The organism is Reinekea marina (assembly GCF_030409715.1).
GTDB classification, from domain to species: domain Bacteria; phylum Pseudomonadota; class Gammaproteobacteria; order Pseudomonadales; family Natronospirillaceae; genus Reinekea; species Reinekea marina.
This window is the reverse complement of sequence record NZ_JAUFQI010000001.1, coordinates 1,906,299-1,920,714: the sequence shown is the minus strand read 5'-3', so window position 1 is coordinate 1,920,714 and position 14,416 is coordinate 1,906,299. Positions and strand designations below refer to the sequence as shown.

General features: G+C 43.7%; 18 protein-coding genes. 12 read left to right on the top strand and 6 right to left on the bottom strand.

Features of this window, described 5'->3' with window-relative positions; genetic code table 11:
- Position 1: 1 nt before the first annotated feature.
- The 7 genes from rsxB to QWZ13_RS10165 all read left to right on the top strand — a co-directional run bounded on the left by rsxB (position 2) and on the right by QWZ13_RS10165 (position 6,281).
- On the top strand, positions 2 to 601 hold the full coding sequence (gene rsxB / locus QWZ13_RS10195) for an electron transport complex subunit RsxB (protein ID WP_290283330.1): 600 nt from the start codon (positions 2 to 4) through the stop codon (positions 599 to 601).
- Positions 598 to 2,220 carry an electron transport complex subunit RsxC gene (gene rsxC / locus QWZ13_RS10190; RefSeq protein ID WP_290281675.1) on the top strand — a complete coding sequence of 541 codons (1,623 nt, stop codon included), beginning with the start codon at positions 598 to 600 and terminating at the stop codon, positions 2,218 to 2,220. The genes rsxB and rsxC overlap by 4 nt, the downstream gene beginning before the upstream one ends.
- The gene (locus tag QWZ13_RS10185) at positions 2,217 to 3,239 is read left to right on the top strand and encodes an RnfABCDGE type electron transport complex subunit D (RefSeq protein ID WP_290281674.1); all 1,023 of its coding nucleotides are present in this window, start codon (positions 2,217 to 2,219) and stop codon (positions 3,237 to 3,239) included. Before rsxC ends, QWZ13_RS10185 begins: the two co-directional genes overlap by 4 nt.
- Complete coding sequence (gene rsxG / locus QWZ13_RS10180; RefSeq protein WP_290281673.1) at positions 3,236 to 3,919, top strand: electron transport complex subunit RsxG; 684 nt, start codon at positions 3,236 to 3,238, stop codon at positions 3,917 to 3,919. Before QWZ13_RS10185 ends, rsxG begins: the two co-directional genes overlap by 4 nt.
- Positions 3,919 to 4,629 carry an electron transport complex subunit E gene (locus tag QWZ13_RS10175; RefSeq protein WP_290281672.1) on the top strand — a complete coding sequence of 237 codons (711 nt, stop codon included), beginning with the start codon at positions 3,919 to 3,921 and terminating at the stop codon, positions 4,627 to 4,629. The genes rsxG and QWZ13_RS10175 overlap by 1 nt, the downstream gene beginning before the upstream one ends.
- A 2-nt stretch (positions 4,630 to 4,631) precedes the next feature.
- The gene (gene nth / locus QWZ13_RS10170; RefSeq protein ID WP_290281671.1) at positions 4,632 to 5,267 is read left to right on the top strand and encodes an endonuclease III; all 636 of its coding nucleotides are present in this window, start codon (positions 4,632 to 4,634) and stop codon (positions 5,265 to 5,267) included.
- A 135-nt stretch (positions 5,268 to 5,402) separates the two neighbouring features.
- Complete coding sequence (locus QWZ13_RS10165; RefSeq protein WP_290283329.1) at positions 5,403 to 6,281, top strand: DegV family protein; 879 nt, start codon at positions 5,403 to 5,405, stop codon at positions 6,279 to 6,281.
- A 12-nt stretch (positions 6,282 to 6,293) separates the two neighbouring features.
- Here the strand turns inward: QWZ13_RS10165 and QWZ13_RS10160 are convergent, their stop codons facing one another.
- The 3 genes from QWZ13_RS10160 to QWZ13_RS10150 all read right to left on the bottom strand — a co-directional run bounded on the left by QWZ13_RS10160 (position 6,294) and on the right by QWZ13_RS10150 (position 8,856).
- The gene (locus tag QWZ13_RS10160; RefSeq protein WP_290281670.1) at positions 6,294 to 7,289 is read right to left on the bottom strand and encodes a DUF4062 domain-containing protein; all 996 of its coding nucleotides are present in this window, start codon (positions 7,287 to 7,289) and stop codon (positions 6,294 to 6,296) included.
- 66 nt (positions 7,290 to 7,355) lie between these two features.
- Positions 7,356 to 7,964, bottom strand: a complete 609-nt coding sequence (locus QWZ13_RS10155) for an NUDIX hydrolase (RefSeq protein ID WP_290281669.1) — start codon at positions 7,962 to 7,964, stop codon at positions 7,356 to 7,358.
- 37 nt (positions 7,965 to 8,001) lie between these two features.
- Complete coding sequence (locus QWZ13_RS10150; protein WP_290281668.1) at positions 8,002 to 8,856, bottom strand: esterase/lipase family protein; 855 nt, start codon at positions 8,854 to 8,856, stop codon at positions 8,002 to 8,004.
- On the opposite strand from QWZ13_RS10150, the gene QWZ13_RS10145 reads away from it, so the two are divergent.
- The 3 genes from QWZ13_RS10145 (at position 8,819) to QWZ13_RS10135 (ending at position 10,240) form a co-directional block, all read left to right on the top strand.
- Positions 8,819 to 9,007 carry a hypothetical protein gene (locus tag QWZ13_RS10145; protein ID WP_290281667.1) on the top strand — a complete coding sequence of 63 codons (189 nt, stop codon included), beginning with the start codon at positions 8,819 to 8,821 and terminating at the stop codon, positions 9,005 to 9,007. The two genes, QWZ13_RS10150 and QWZ13_RS10145, sit on opposite strands and share 38 nt — an antisense overlap.
- Positions 8,997 to 9,347, top strand: a complete 351-nt coding sequence (locus tag QWZ13_RS10140; RefSeq protein WP_290281666.1) for a hypothetical protein — start codon at positions 8,997 to 8,999, stop codon at positions 9,345 to 9,347. Before QWZ13_RS10145 ends, QWZ13_RS10140 begins: the two co-directional genes overlap by 11 nt.
- A gap of 110 nt (positions 9,348 to 9,457) precedes the next feature.
- The gene (locus QWZ13_RS10135; protein ID WP_215999345.1) at positions 9,458 to 10,240 is read left to right on the top strand and encodes a hypothetical protein; all 783 of its coding nucleotides are present in this window, start codon (positions 9,458 to 9,460) and stop codon (positions 10,238 to 10,240) included.
- A 45-nt stretch (positions 10,241 to 10,285) separates the two neighbouring features.
- On the opposite strand, the gene QWZ13_RS10130 is transcribed toward QWZ13_RS10135, so the two are convergent.
- Entirely contained in the window at positions 10,286 to 10,732 is a 447-nt protein-coding gene (locus QWZ13_RS10130) for a hypothetical protein (protein ID WP_290281665.1), read from the bottom strand.
- Positions 10,733 to 10,932: 200 nt separating this feature from the next.
- On the opposite strand from QWZ13_RS10130, the gene QWZ13_RS10125 reads away from it, so the two are divergent.
- Together QWZ13_RS10125 and QWZ13_RS10120 are read left to right on the top strand one after the other, a co-directional pair.
- Positions 10,933 to 11,106, top strand: coding sequence for a hypothetical protein (locus tag QWZ13_RS10125; protein ID WP_290281664.1), 174 nt, complete (start codon positions 10,933 to 10,935; stop codon positions 11,104 to 11,106).
- 40 nt (positions 11,107 to 11,146) lie between these two features.
- A complete protein-coding gene (locus QWZ13_RS10120; RefSeq protein WP_290281663.1) occupies positions 11,147 to 12,643 on the top strand; it encodes a glycogen synthase in 1,497 nt (498 codons plus the stop codon).
- A gap of 15 nt (positions 12,644 to 12,658) precedes the next feature.
- Here QWZ13_RS10120 and QWZ13_RS10115 read toward each other — a convergent pair whose 3' ends face one another.
- The gene (locus QWZ13_RS10115) at positions 12,659 to 13,834 is read right to left on the bottom strand and encodes an MFS transporter (protein ID WP_290281662.1); all 1,176 of its coding nucleotides are present in this window, start codon (positions 13,832 to 13,834) and stop codon (positions 12,659 to 12,661) included.
- Positions 13,835 to 13,891: 57 nt separating this feature from the next.
- Positions 13,892 to 14,356 (bottom strand): tRNA adenosine(34) deaminase TadA, encoded by a 465-nt coding sequence (gene tadA / locus QWZ13_RS10110; protein WP_290281661.1) that lies wholly within the window; start codon positions 14,354 to 14,356, stop codon positions 13,892 to 13,894.
- Positions 14,357 to 14,416: the final 60 nt, after the last annotated feature.

Below are 14,416 nucleotides of genomic sequence, written 5' to 3'. Positions count from 1 at the left end.
GATGATTACTGCAGTTTTAACGCTACTTATTTTGGCGGCCATATTTGGCGCATTGTTAGGCTTTGCCGCGGTTAAATTTAAGCCTGAAGGCAATCCAATTGTTGACGAAATAGACAACATATTGCCGCAAACTCAGTGTGGCCAATGTGGACACCCCGGGTGCCGACCCTATGCAGAAGGCATAGCCAACGGAGAAGACATCAACAAATGTCCGCCGGGTGGTGAAGCCACCATCCACGCATTAGCCGATTTACTCGATGTTGAGCCCATGCCATTAGATGCAGAGCATGGTGAAGAAAAAACGAAAATGGTCGCCGTTATTCGCGAGCTGGAATGTATTGGCTGCACAAAATGCATACAAGCCTGCCCTGTTGATGCCATTTTGGGCGCGGCCAAGCAAATGCATTCGGTCATAGAAAGTGAATGCACCGGCTGTGACCTTTGTGTTGAGCCTTGTCCGGTCGATTGTATTGATATGGTTCCGGTCGCTGTTACGCCTAATAACTGGCATATTGAAAAACCGTTCAGCTCACTGGAAATTATTGCCACCGATAAAACATCGCCATCCGCACAACAAACCAACACAGGTGAAGCAGCATGACCCAGTCGGCAATCATTGCGCGCAGCAGCGTTTGGGCTATTCCGGGCGGCATTCACCCAGAACAGCACAAAAATGAATCGAATCAGACACCTATAGAGGTCATGCCGGTTCCATCACAACTGTGGGTTCCGGTAAGTATGCACATTGGTGCAGAAGCTGAACCCATTGTGAAACTAGGCGATACCGTGCGCAAAGGCCAACTCATCGCCAAGGCACAATCAGGCGTTTCTGCCAATGTACACGCCCCAACTTCTGGACGAATTACCTCTATTAAAGACCATGATTTTGCCCATGAATCCGGTTTACCAAGGTTGACCATTCAAATAGAGGCCGATGGTTTAGACGCTTGGCGAGACCAAGACCCATGGCCTAACTGGCAAGAGAGATCCATTGATGAAGTTCTGGTTCGGGTTCGTGAAGCCGGTTTGGCGGGCATGGGTGGCGCCGGTTTCCCTACGGATATCAAATACCGCAATAAACATACGCCTATCCATACGCTCTTAGTGAACGCGGCTGAATGTGAGCCCTATATCACTTCCGATGACCGCTTAATGCAAGAAAGAGCCATCGACATTCTAAGGGGTGCACAAATTTCAGCATGGCTACTCGAAGCCGACAACATCATTGTTGGTATCGAAGACAACAAGCCCGAGGCCATTAAAGCACTTGAACAAGCCGCTAACGACTTAAACTTAACTATAGCTATTGCTGTCGTCCCCACTAAATATCCCTCAGGTGGTGAAAAACAACTGATTCAGTTAACAACAGGCCAAGAAGTCCCTCACGGCGGCCTACCCAGTGACCTTGGTCTTTTGTGTCAAAACGTGGGAACACTTTATCAACTCTATAAAGCAGTCGTTTTAGACGAACCTCTGATTTCTCGCATCACGACGGTTACAGGCCAAGCTGCAAAACGACCAGGCAATTATGAAGTACTCATCGGCACCTCTATTGACGATGTATTATCTTATGCCGGTGTAAACCTAAAACAGGCTGATCGCATTATCATGGGTGGTCCTATGATGGGTTTTGCCGTACCAAGCACAAAAGCTCCGGTGATTAAAACGACTAACTGCTTGCTCGCACCAACTGCTAAAGAATTGCCTGCGCCGATGCCAGATAACCCCTGCATTCGATGCGGAATGTGTGAACAAGCCTGCCCTGCTGGGTTATTACCGCAGCAACTTTTATGGGCGGCCAAGAATCGAGAATTAGAATCCGCCGAGCTTCACAATATTAATGATTGCATAGAATGTGGAGCTTGCGCTTATGTTTGCCCAAGCCGGATTCCTTTGGTGCAATATTACCGTTATGCCAAAGGCGAGATTCGCCAAGAAGCCGCAGATCATGCCCAAAGTGAACGTGCTCGCATGCGCTTTGAAGCACGACAAGCTCGTCTTGAACGCGAGAAGCTTGAAAAAGAAGTGCGCCGAAAAGCACGTGCTGAAGCCGCGGCAAAAGCACTGGCTGCAAAAAAAGCGGCACAAGAAAAAGCACCTGAAGTAGCGGACGCTAGCGCCAAAACAGCAAAAGACGACCCAATTAAAGCCGCGCTTGAGCGTGCGGCCGCTAAACGTAAAGCAAAAGAAGCGGCGCAAGCAAAGGATAATGAATCATGATGTCACTATCTTCACCACACACTGTAGGCCAAAACAGCGTCAGCAAAGTTATGCTCTCTGTTTTTATCGCTATTATTCCGGGCCTTGCGTGTTTGGTTTATTACTTCAGCGCTGGCTACGCCATTAACCTGCTACTTCTACTAATCACGTCTTTGAGTGTTGAAGCTGTCATTCTAGCGCTGCGCAAACGACCGGTACTATTCTTTCTTAAAGATGGTTCAATCATTGTCACCGCCGCTTTATTGGCAGTTGCACTGCCCCCGTTAGCCCCTTGGTGGGTGACAGTCATTGCCGGTGCGGTAGCAGCAATTTTTGGTAAACACCTGTTTGGCGGGCTGGGTCAGAATCCATTTAACCCTGCAATGGTTGCATACGCCATGGTGTTAATCTCTCTTCCAGTATTTATGACTACGCGCTGGGCTAGCATTGAAAGCCCAAGCGGGTTCCTTGAAAGTATGTCGATTATTTTTGGAATTAATTTAGAGTCAGTCGATGGGTTTACCGGCGCGACGCCTCTGGATTACTACAAACTCAACATTGAAAGACTGACCGCCAGTGAAGTTTTATCAAGCCCATTATTATCAAGCTTTGGTGCTCCAGGCTGGACACCCGTCAATATCGTTTTTTTACTGGGGGGCGTTTGGCTTTGGTACCGAAAAATTATCACTTGGCATATCCCCCTCGGTGTTTTAGGTGCGCTCGCGCTAATGGCCGTTTTATTTAGCACCGACGCCGATTTAAGAGTGCCTTTCCACTTACATTTGTTGGCCGGCTCAACAATGTTAGCGGCATTCTTTATTGCCACAGACCCAGTCAGCGCGGCTACCAGCAACAAAGGGAAGCTAATATATGGCGCGGGCATTGGCGTTCTCATTTACACGATTCGAACTTGGGGTAACTACCCTGATGCCACCGCTTTTGCGATATTAATTATGAATTTTGCAGCCCCGTTGATTGATCACTACTCTCGACCACGCGTTTACGGCCATTCCGATGCTGTAAAAGGATACAAAAAATGAGCGACACCGAATTAGAAACTAAAATTACGCTTTCTCAATCGATTCGAAAAGCGGCCATTGGCTTAGCGATATTTGCACTTTTCACCGCGGGTATAATTGCCGTAACGCAAACGTTGACTAAAACCACTATTGTAGAAAACGAAAAGGCTTTCGAAGCTCGCTTACTGTTATCGCTACTCCCTGATGGAATCGATGCTGACAATCTTTTGGAGAGCGCACAGTCATTTCAACAAGCAGGCATTAGCGATACTTTATTATTAAATGTTGAAAACGAGCAGTCGTTTTATCAAGTGAAGGCCAATAACGAAGTTCAAAGCATTATTATTCCTGTTATCGCCCCTGACGGGTACACTGAAGGTATCCGTCTTATTGTAGGAATCGATAAAAAAGGCGTTATTACAGGTGTTCGAGTAACCAAACACAAAGAAACGCCCGGCTTAGGCGATCAAATTGAGATTGAAAAATCGCAGTGGATTCTCAACTTCGAGCAAACCAGTTTAATGAACCCGATGGAAACTGGTTGGAAAGTTAAAAAAGATGGTGGCGCGTTTGATCAAATGACGGGAGCTACAATAACACCGCGAGCGATTGTTAAAGCTGTTTATAAAGCCCTTTTATTTTTTGAACAAAACAAAGACTCATTGCTCGCCATGCAACCCGATTCATCGGAGTCTAAATAATGACAGTCTCTGTAAAAACCATTGCCGAAAATGGGCTTTGGTCCAATAACGCTGCGTTAGTACAAATTCTTGGCTTATGCCCACTGCTGGCCGTAACGGGTACGGTTGTGAATGCCCTTGGCTTAGGCCTAGCGACAATGGTGGTTTTAATAGGTTCTAATATCGCAGTTTCGCTCATTCGCAACTACGTTTCTGACGCCATTCGGTTGCCCGCATTCGTAATGATCATTGCCTCGTTTACCACCTGCGCAGAGCTTCTAATGCAGGCTTATACCTACGAGCTCTACCAGGTTTTGGGCATATTTATTCCGCTGATTGTGACAAATTGCACTATTTTGGGCCGAGCTGAAGCCTTTGCAAGAAAAAACCCTCTGCTACCCTCGTTCCTAGATGGGTTGTTTATGTCACTCGGTTTTTTAGCCGTGTTACTTGTATTGGGCGCCATGCGAGAAATTATCGGCCAGGGAACTTTGTTCACTAATATGCACCTCATATTTGGTGAAACCGCTCGAAGCTGGCAAATTGAATTATTTCCAGGTTACACCGATTTCTTATTTGCTGTGCTTCCGCCTGGCGCTTTTGTTGGCTTAGGGCTCATAATCGCGGTCAAAAATTACATTGATGATAGGCGTGAAAAGAAACGTGCTGCGCAAGCCGATGCCATTGTTGCGGGCAGTAAACGAGTTAGAGTGACAGGTACCATTGCCTAGTTATGAATAAGTTAAAACGCACCGAGATATTTACTCGGTTAAAAGCACAAAACCCGAACCCTGAAACTGAGCTTAATTACAGAAATCCATTTGAATTGCTAGTTGCTGTTGTATTGTCGGCTCAATCAACGGACAAAGGCGTGAACAAAGCCACGGATAAACTTTTCCCTGTCGCCAATACCCCTGAAGCTATTTATGCGCTGGGTGTCGATGGATTGAAAGAGTACATAAAAACCATTGGTCTTTATAATGCAAAAGCGGAAAACGTTCATAAGCTGTGCAAAATGCTGATTGAGCAGCACAACAGTGAGGTACCGCAAACAAGAGAGGCTTTAGAAGCACTGCCTGGTGTTGGTCGAAAAACGGCCAATGTGGTTCTCAATACCGCCTTTGGTCAACTTACCATGGCCGTAGACACCCATATTTTTAGAGTCAGTAACCGAACAAAAATAGCGCCGGGTAAAAACGTTGTTGAAGTTGAAAAACGACTTATACGGCTAATACCGAAAGAATTTCTACTAGATGCCCACCATTGGCTCATTCTACATGGGCGCTATACCTGTGTTGCCCGCAAACCTAAATGCGGAAGCTGCATCATTGAAGACTTATGTGAATACTCTCAAAAGACTACCGATTAGCCCCCTGCTTCGCTCATTCACACTTTTCTTAACTTAGTGGTATGATTCTCTCAACATCATTTATACCCATATTTAGAGAGCTTTATGAAAAACGTTGGCTTCGTAGTAACGGCCAGTTGCGATCTACCAGCTTCCATGCTGGAAAACTATAAAGTAACCGTTTTGCCGGTAGAGGTTTCAGACTCTAGCGGGGTGAAACTTGTTAATCGCTCAATCTTAGAGCTTTCTCATTTTTATACGGAACAACAGCCATTTTACTGTGAGAAAATTGGCATCTCTCGACAAAATTTTATCGACGTCGTCTGCAACAAGCTTATTTACGAGTTTGACCATTTAATAATCATTGCTCCAGATGAAAGCTTTAGCGATAGCTTACACATCATTAGAGAATCGCTTTTTGAGTTTCACCATGAAATTAAACAGCGTCGAGAAAAGGCCAGCATTTATACGCCTTTTAAAGTTAGGGTTGTCGAATCAAAGCAGGTACTCACGGGCTATGGTGTGAGCTTATATGAAGCATTAAGATTAAGGCATGAAAAAGCTCAAAGTGCAGACCAAGTTAAACAACATCTAGATGAATTCAAAACAAATATTAAAACCTTTATGCTGCCTGGGAAGAAACACCCAGAGCTTGTGCGAGCCCCTTTCCGCCTCAGCTGGTTAGAACTCAAGAAACTGAAAATATCGGGTAAGCACCCCGTGTTATATTTCCACCCCGAAGAAGTCACCATTGGTCGAATGGTCGATATAAAAGATCGCCACCATGATTACTTCGATTTTCTATTTGAGCAACTGAGCCACACGAAGCTAACCAATCATATCGTGAACATCAGCTATGCGGGCTCTTTATCGCAATTAAGAATATTACAAGGGTTTGATAACTTTCATCAGGAAGTGAAAGATCGTGGGGGAAAGCTAGTGCATTCAATGATGAGCCAAACGGCGGCCTTCAACCTTGGAAAAGGTGCAGTGAGCGTCAGTTTTGCCTGTGAACCAAAGCGTACTATCTATTAGAATTCTTGCCCGTTATCGGCTTTCAGATTGCATCAATGCATAGGTTTCGGCGGCTTGGGTTAAGCGCCAACGACCATTATCATCGAACACAACAATACCCATTAGCCTTAACCGCTTCTTTAATTTATCTACGCAAACTTGGTCTACTTTCACATCGGAAACGGCATGACACCCTCGCCACGTGCTTTTCGCCTCGTTTAATACATCCGAGTGAATGTTGCGCGCCAGTAAAGCTTGAACACGAACCTCGGAGATAGGCGATAACAGCGCAGCCGATAGCCAATCAAACACTTCGGTAATATCGTATCTTAAGGTACCGTTAAATTGTTTTAATCGCCCTTCGCGAAAGGCATTACAACTGTATTCGGCAAGCCAAGGCGTACGATCAACATCGAAATCTAGGGCTTTGTGTTGAAACGGGCTGGTCGCTTTTTCTATTTTATGCTTTAAATGATCTATTTGCGCTTTAAGCTTACCAATAATATCTTGATCGACTTTTCTATTGGGTTCGGTTTGAGCCACCTCCGCGGCTTTTGACCAACCTGGAGACGGGTGGTTTTCTTGCACCAGCTCGAGCCCTCGCTCTATTGCATCACGAAGTTCATCGTTATTGGACCAATAAAATACATCGCCTTTTTGCAAGGAAGCAATAAACCCCTCACGGCGCTTTTGATCAAATGGGTCAACACCCATGATATGTTCGCCTTGATAAACAAAGCTGATGATGGGCTTACGAGCGGCCTGAGCAGCGGCATAGATTTGATGTAAATGGCTGGTACCTTTTTCAGTGACTGGACCGTATTCTTTACCTAAAAGGAGAAATAAGTAGTCAGCATCGGCAAGGCATTGTGCATTCAGCTTTAATAAGTAATTAGCGGGCATAGAAGGAAAAGACAAACCAACAGGAAGCCCTCTTTGGCCTACTATAGCTTCGTATATTACTTTTCTTTCTGCTTCGAGATGTCGCTCAAATGAAGCGACCATGACCATTACGCGATTCGTTTGCATAAACTCTCTATTGCCATTGCCACAATCCTTTCGTCAATAAATCTTAACATAGGGTCAATTCAACCACTAGCGACTATACACTTTTGACTGATGAAAAGGCGGGAGTGGCCATTGCGTTCCTTCTACAATATTAATAAATTCCAGTAAAATCATCGCCGTTAGCCCCCAGATGTGATGACCTTCATAATAAAAATGAGGCACTTGAATTTCTATTCCGTGACGATTAAAAGGCGTTAACTCAGGCGTCGTTTCAGCAAAAAACTGCCAAGGTACCTCAAATATTTTCGCAATTTCATCAGGACTCGCTAAATAGCTGCTGGCATCTTTAATAGTGCCAACCACAGGGTGAACAACCACTCCATTTTTAGATAACGCGGATGATAGCCGGCCATGAACTTGAAAATCATCAGGCTTTAAGTTTATTTCTTCGTGAGTTTCTCGTAAGGCAGCGGCCTCAATACTGCCATCAAACGATTCGACCATACCGCCAGGAAAAGAAACATCACCAGGGTGGCTTTTTAAATGCGCGGCTCGAATCGTTAAGATAACGGAAGGCTCACCACTTAATGACACGGGCAATAACACAGCGGCATGCTTTTTTTCAGTTTCTAGGAGCGTTGGCTTATGGCCTGCCATTTGTTTTTTAACTTTTTGATCAAAATCGTCGCTTGTCATGATTTATGGCTTGGTTACTTCGGTAAATAAAATGATTTTAGTAAGTTGAACCGGTTAACAATGTCTCAACTATTATTTGATGACACTCAGAGTCTATAGCCGCAAATAAATGCCCTTTGCCCTCTTCTTCATCTTTAGAAAGCCCATAATCTGCTAACTTCGCCGGCATCACAATCGTGTCATGCTTTGACCATAGTACATTAAAGGGGTAGCCTCGCGCTGCATCTTTACTTTCTAACTGCGTTAGCCATTTTGACCCCGGTACCATTTGCTGAGCATTTTTTGCGCCTAACAGGGCGAAAAACCAAGCTAAATGAGTCCCTTTGTGGGGGGAATGAACCGTAATAAGCCTGAATGGGATATGCTCAAACCGTAACAGGCAAGCTCGAGCGGCAAGCCCACCCATACTGAAAGCAACGACGGAAACTTCAGTATTTGGATGTTTATCTTTTAGTCGCTTAACTTCAACTTGTAACTCATCGGCCAGCATTTCAAGTGAGCCTGTTAATTGTGTCATCTCGACAAACGAAGTTGAGAATTGGAGTCGTTCACATTTTCTCGCCAATGGAGCCCACATGCCTGCATTACAAAAAAAACCGTGCACAAAAATAACGTGCCGATGCGCCACTTCGTTAGACTTTATATGACACCTTTTAGGCAGTAATTGTAACCCACGAAACAGCACCATAAAGCTCAGCCATTCGCCAAACCACATCATCAGAAACGATTTAAGATTAAGTTTTATCGGGTTAATGATAAAGCCAGAAACAATAGACAAAGCGCCAATCGCTATTAGCGGTCCCATGAAAAAAACAATCACAACCCAAATAATTTGATTTGTTATTAAGTAAATAATGGATATTTCGGCGAGAAGCCATAGCCATAAAGACATTCGAACTGAAAGACTGGGGGCTTTTAATTGGCTTAATCGCATAAATTTACCACCCAGAAGACAAAAAAATATTAGCGCTTGCGAAATTAGCTGTATGAATATACAGTATAATTTACCACTCAATAACGCGAGAGATGACAATGAATTATAAAGCACTAGGAGAGCAAATGGCTAACGCATCCAAAGAAATGCTCAAGCTCAATTCAAAATTAGATGCCGTACTCGATAAACTGGTTGAAACTGAGTCTTTAGAAGACCTTAAAAGTTCAGTCATTGAATTATTAGAGCAAGACAATTGGGAGGAAGCTAAGCTTAAGGTTACGGAAGGATCCAAGCTCTCTGAAAAACACCAAAAGCTCACATTAGAGGAGTCGTCATTACGTGAAGCACTCGATGCATTACGTCAAACTATGATCGACCTAACTCAAAATGGTCCTCAATCTGAAGATAATACGGAGGCTACGCCGCATTTAAACGTGGTGAATGAATAAATTTCGAGCATTTTAAACGGTTATTTTCTTTTTTTTGCCTTTCACTGTTCACTTTACGTAGTATCAGCCGCTAAACTCTTATGTATTAACATAAAGAGCAATGCAAACGCATGGACAGTACAACAACCATCATTGCCGTAGGCATTATTGCCGTATTTTCAATGATCATTATCGCAATGATGGTATCTCAAGCACGTCATCGTGCCTTGGAATCTAAAAATAATCGGGCTCGCTCTTTGGTGCTTCAAAAGAAGCGCCTGAACAACCTATTGCGAACATTGCCTGGCAACTACCTTTCAGCTGAATTACGCGATTTCCTCTACCAAGCTATTATTCAGAATTTAAAAACCCAACTGACAATTTCAACTTATAAAACTGAAGAATTGCAGCTTGAAATTGATGAGCTTACGACTGAACGACAACAAGTAAAAAGCCGACCGGTAAAGGCTCCCAGTGTGTTATTGACGCCGGATCAAACCAGTATTTATCGAGGTTTATTAAAATCTTTATATCAATTTGTAAAGGGCAATTACCAAACCGGCCGATTAAATAAAGCCCACGCTGAAAAAATGCTTCAGCAAGTTGAAATTAAACTGGATGAAACGGCGGTTGAGTTTTTTGAACTCAGCGCCAAAGCGTTTCTTAAAGAAAAAAGGTATCGCGAAGCAAAGAACGCTTATCAAAAGGCCCTTTCAACTATTGATGAATCTAAACATAAAGACCAATTTAAGCAGCAACAGGTAGTCATTCAAAGCAGCCAAAATAAATTAATAGAAGATTGGCGAGAATCCAGAGAAGAGTCCTCTAAACAAAGTACGGCAAAACTGGCCGATCAAATGGAACATATGGTGGATGATCAAGACAGTTGGAAAAAGAAGCAATCTTACGATTAACAAGCACTTAAGTGACACTCAAAGTGCTTGTTAGTAAACAGGAAACTATTTACGTTCGTTTCTGGGTTGGAGTGATAAGCCTAAAGGCGCGCTAAAAGTTAACCTGACCGCGGTATTTTCAGCAACTTCAAACTGACTGCATGAATCCGTAAGGCATTGGCCTTCCATTTCAACGGTTCCTTGAGGAATGGCTTCTAAAACCTCTTGCTTGGGACCAATACAGATCATTTTTCCGGGGCTAAACACTGGCTTTTCAGCTTCGAGATTAACATTAACAGACCATAAACACTGTTTGAGCGCATCGACATCGCCCGATGCCTGCGTAAATGAGTCTGGCTTGACCGTTACCAGACCAGAACCTTCGAGAGTTTGATCAAATAATACGTGTGCGTTTAATTGTTTAACCGTTGCTGAATAGACGATATTCTCTGCTGCAACCACCGAACACAACCCTAAACCCAGTACAACAGCCGTTAAACTTCTGCTAGACATTACAAACCCTCTACCCTAATAAAAACAGTCTATATAATACCAGACACCCATTAATGGGTTATAGAATTTATTACCGATTTAACCATCGTTTTTAAGTAAATTCGCACTTTGAGCGCCCATTTAAGTATAAAAATTACTGCTTTGATTTAACGCCTGAGTTGCGTATCCTTTCAGGTTCATTAATTATTTTAAAAAGAGTTATGAAGTTAAAACTTTTTCTATTTCTGACCATTGTAATTTTATTAGTCATCATGGCGGTAATGTATGACATGAATCGTGACCAGCCATGGGATTCTGGCGTATTCTTTAGTGCCGTAGACCCAAACGCTCTAACAAGCATCACTGTTTCACACACCGACACCATTATTTTATAAATTTTCACTTACCTATTGCAGCTCGACACTAGGAGTTACCGTGAGTAAATCTAGCCAACCGTTAAAGATTTTATTTATTGCTTCTGAAGTTGAAGGTTTAATTAAAACCGGTGGGTTAGCCGATGTTGCCTATGCGTTGCCAAAAACGCTTATTTCATTAGGTCACGATGTCCGCATTGTTATGCCCGCCTATGAAACAACTAAAACGCATTGGGAATCTTGGCCAAGCACTCAACTCCATTTAGAACTCAGCGCCTTTTACGACTGTGAAATAAGTTTCCGAGCGGGTCAGCACGACTCTATACCGACCATTGCCATTGAGCACCCTACTTTTAAACGCCTAGGCATCTATGACGATGGCCAACATGGCTATGATGACAACATTTTAAGGTTTTCAATCTTATCAAAAGCCGCGTTACATTATGCTAAATCAGAACAATGGCAACCCGATATTGTTCATGGCAATGATTGGCAATCTGCCATGGCTATGTTTTATCTCGCGGAGCACTTTAAAGGAGACGACTTTTTTAAAGACACCCGATCTGTGTTAACACTGCACAATGCAGCCTATCAGGGCCATGCTCAAGCACATTGGCATCAGACGGTGGGCATTCATGAGCGTTTTTACCAACAAGAAGATTTTGAAGATCACGGCCAAATTAACCTGCTGAAAGGCGCGTTAAGCTTTGCCGACACAGTAAGCACTGTCAGTCCAGGCTATGCGGCTGAGTTGATAACTCCCGAAGGCGGCCATGGGCTTCATTTCAAGTTTTCTGCGTTACCTCAGTTAACGGGCATTTTAAACGGGTGCGATTACAGTCAATGGGATCCAGAACAAGACTCTCATTTGAATCATCATTACGCCACCCCGACTGACCCAGGTAAAAGCGCTAACAAAGCGAATTTGCAAAAGGAATTAGGGCTAGAAGAAAGTTCAGAAACGCCATTATTGGTCGCTATATGCCGTTTAACCGACCAAAAAGGCATTCACCTTCTTATACCCATGCTTTGGAATTTACTTCAATTCTCCAAATGCCAAGTCGCAATTCTTGGGTCAGGTGATAAAAAATTGGCCGATGAGCTCGACCGTCTCCAGCATCGATATCCCGATCAAGTTCGATTTATAAACGGCTATAACGTGGGTCTTTCGCATCGAATGGAAGCTGGCGGTGATGCTTTTTTGATGCCTTCTATTTTTGAACCGTGCGGACTGAATCAAATTTATAGCCTGCGATATGGCACATTGCCACTAGTACGAAGCACAGGCGGTCTAAAAGACTCGGTAACACCGTTGTCGGCTGCACAACGCAATGTTAAATCGGCAACAGGCTTTTGCTTTGAAGAACCCACAGAGCAAGCCTTACTGAAAGAAACGATGAGGCTTTTGAATGTATATCATGAGAAGCCTATGTTATGGCAGCAAATGCAAACAAATGCCATGGCTCAACGTTTTCTTTGGAGTAAATCAGTAAAACACTATATAAAAATGTATTGTGATACTTTGGCTAAACCTAAGCGTAGCCATCCATTGATTTAAACAAAAAAGCGCGACTTAATTGGCGCGCTCATTGTCTTTAAACCCAAACCAAGTCAGCAATGTAGCCAGTACCGCCCATATCGCGCCTTGAATAAAGACAACCCCACTGCCTGTCCAAATAAGCCCAGCTAAGACATTACCAACTGATAACCCAAAACCTGTGCCAATGGCAACATATAGCCCCTGCCCTAAACCAGCCTTGCTATCAGGAAACAAATGCCCAATTCGATGAATAGCAACAGAATGAACCACGCCAAAAGTGGCCGCGTGCAACGTCTGGGCGAACACTAATGCGATAAAAGATTCAGGCAACGCATAGGTCATTAGCCATCTGATAACCGTTAATGCCAAAGCGACTGTCATTAGGCTGCGTTCACTGAAACGCCTAAAGAAAGAGGCAATAAAAAAGAACACGGCAATTTCACATAAGGCACCAAAACTCATCAGAAACCCGATTGTACTGGCAGGATAACCAAACTGCTGTAAATAAATATCGAAAAACGTATTGTAAGGAGCCATGCCAAACTGCCAAAAAATCAGCACCAACAATAATACAACCACTTGCCACCAATCGACTTTGAAAGCCCTGTTAGAAGTAGCATCTTCGGCTTGCTGCTCTTTGGTTTTACGAGGCTTTTCTTTGATAAAAAAGGTGGAGGCAAACATCAACACCGTTAAGCTGCATCCAATGATCGGTAAGATACGCACAGAATAGGTAGTTAACAGAATTCCCAGTAACCAAACAATGATGACAAAACCCGCACTCCCCCATAACCTAACTTGACCATAACGGCTTTTCTCAGAGCCTAAAACATCTAAAGCAATGGCCTCCATTTGAGGTAATACGGCACTTAAGAATGTCGCTAACAAGCCAAATACCGTTAAAAAATACCAAAAACCTTCGCCATAAAGCGTTGCGGCATACATAACACCGGAAATAACATAACCGGCCCGGATAAAAATCATACGCCGGCCTAGCATGTCAGAAAAGTAACTGAACATGAACGGGGCAAACATGTTCACGCCCGTCACGACGGCGGCGATAATGCTCACTTCTTGTTCTGATAGACCTTGGGCCAACAAAAATCGACCCAAGTAAGGTAAAAATACCCCCCACAATGTAAAAAAGAACAAATACATTGGAGAAAGGCGCAACGATTTTTGCTTAAACGTCAGTGTATGCGTGCTCAAGAAAACCTCATTTCATCATAAAGATCGTTAATTTGGCTCGCCCAACAAGAAATGCGCTTAAAGTGTGCCCTTTTGTTTTAAGGCTTTTTTCTGTTGACGTCGGGCTTTAAAAAAGCTCGACATAACATGGGCGCAATCTTGAGCGAGAACACCTTCGATCACTTGAAAATTGTGATTGAAGTGAGTCTGGTCGTTAACATTCATCGCAGAACAAACGGCACCAGCCTTAGGTTCTCTCGCCCCAAAAACTAGCTGTTCAATTCGACTATGAACCAACAATCCGGCGCACATTGTACAGGGTTCAATGGTGACATACAGCGTAGAATTGACCAATCGGTGATTATTTATATGTGTCGCCGCAGCACGAATAGCGACCATCTCAGCATGAGCACTTGGGTCACTGCGTTGAATGGTTTGATTATAGCCTTCGCCGACGATACGATCTTCTATAACAACAACGGCACCAATAGGAATTTCGCCTTCGCTGGCGGCTTGTTGCGCCAATGCCAACGCGCGTTGCATGTAAAGTTCGTGCTTACTGTTCACAAGAGCTCAACTTAGGGTTTAGAGTTAAAAATGGGC